Origin of the sequence: Janthinobacterium sp. CG_23.3, assembly GCF_046115965.1 — a bacterium.
Taxonomy (GTDB): Bacteria; Pseudomonadota; Gammaproteobacteria; order Burkholderiales; family Burkholderiaceae_D; genus Janthinobacterium.
Genome location: NZ_JBJXIB010000270.1, coordinates 1 through 1,342, shown reverse-complemented (window position 1 = coordinate 1,342; position 1,342 = coordinate 1). Strand labels below are relative to the sequence as shown.

Sequence of the window (1,342 nt, the reverse complement as noted above, 5' to 3'; positions counted from 1 at the left end):
CCCTACAATCAGCATCAACAGATGCTGCTTCCCCATGCTTTGCAAGACTGGCTCCCTGAGGGGCACCTGGCCTACTTCGTTAGCGACACTGTCGACTCGCTCGACCTGTCCGCCTTTCACGCGCGGTATGCAGGGGGCGGGTCCCGCAACCAGCCATTTAATCCGGCGATGATGGTCAAAATACTTGTGTACGGGTATGCAACCGGTGTGTTCTCATCACGCAAGCTGGCCCGAAAGCTGTACGAGGACGTGGCGTTGCGTATGCTCGCCGCTGACAACTATCCGGCGCACCGAACAATTTGCGATTTCCGCGCGATCCACTTGAAGGAACTGTCGGACCTGTTCGTACAGGTAGTGAAGATGGCGAAAGAGTGCGGCTTGGTCAAGCTTGGCACGATCGGTGTCGATGGCACCAAGATCAAGGCCAACGCATCGCGCCACAAAGCGATGAGCTACGACCGGATGCAAAAGGCCGAGCGTGAGCTCAAGGATCAAATCGACGCGTTGCTGGCCAGGGCCAGAGCGGCGGATGCCGCCGAAAAAAACGAGCCGGAACTCGATATCCCGGCGGAGATCGCAAGGCGCGAGGACCGCCTTGCCGTCATCCGCGCTGCCCGTGCGCGTCTTGAAGATCGCCAACGCCAGGCCGATATCGCGCGCGGCCGTAGCGATGACGAAGATGTGCCGCCCGAGGACTCTGGCAAGCCAAAGAAGAAGTCGCGTTTTAAATACAAGTTCGGCGAACCCAAGCCCGACGCCCAAGAGAATTTTACCGACCCGGAAAGCCGTATCATGAAGCGCGCCGGCGGCGGCTTCGACTATGCGTACAACGCCCAAGCTGCAGTCGACGAGAGCGCCCACATCATCGTGGCGGCCGAACTCGTCAATAGTGCGGCTGACAGTGGGCAACTGGCGTCGGTGCTCGCAGCGGTAAAGCGCAACGTCGGTGACGATGCCGAGCTGGTGCTCGCCGATGCAGGCTATCGCTCGGAAGCCATGTTCGAGCAACTACGCGCTCACCCGTCCGAACTGATTGTGGCACTCGGACGCATCGGCAAGCAGGAAGCGGTAATCGATCCGAAAAAGCGGCCTTTGTGTGCCGCCATGGCAGACAAGTTCAGATCCGCGACGATCCAGGCGGCTTACCGAAAACGCAAGTGGATCTCGGAACCGCCCAACGCTTGGGTGAAAAGCGTACTCGGGTTCCGGCAATTTAGCATGCGAGGACTGGCGAAGGCTCAGGCCGAGTGGAAACTCGTCTGCACCGCGCTGAACCTGCGGCGCATGGCGAAAATGCTGTCCGCGTAAGACCTGAAAGGGCGAAAGTCCGTCCAATCCCCAC

General features: G+C 59.7%; 1 protein-coding gene. It reads left to right on the top strand.

What is annotated here, in order from left to right; all coding sequences use genetic code 11:
• The coding region (locus ACFDR9_RS27705) for an IS1182 family transposase (RefSeq protein WP_409033076.1) at positions 1-1,308 on the top strand (1,308 nt) is incomplete at its 5' end.
• Between the last annotated feature and the right edge of the window lie 34 nt (positions 1,309-1,342).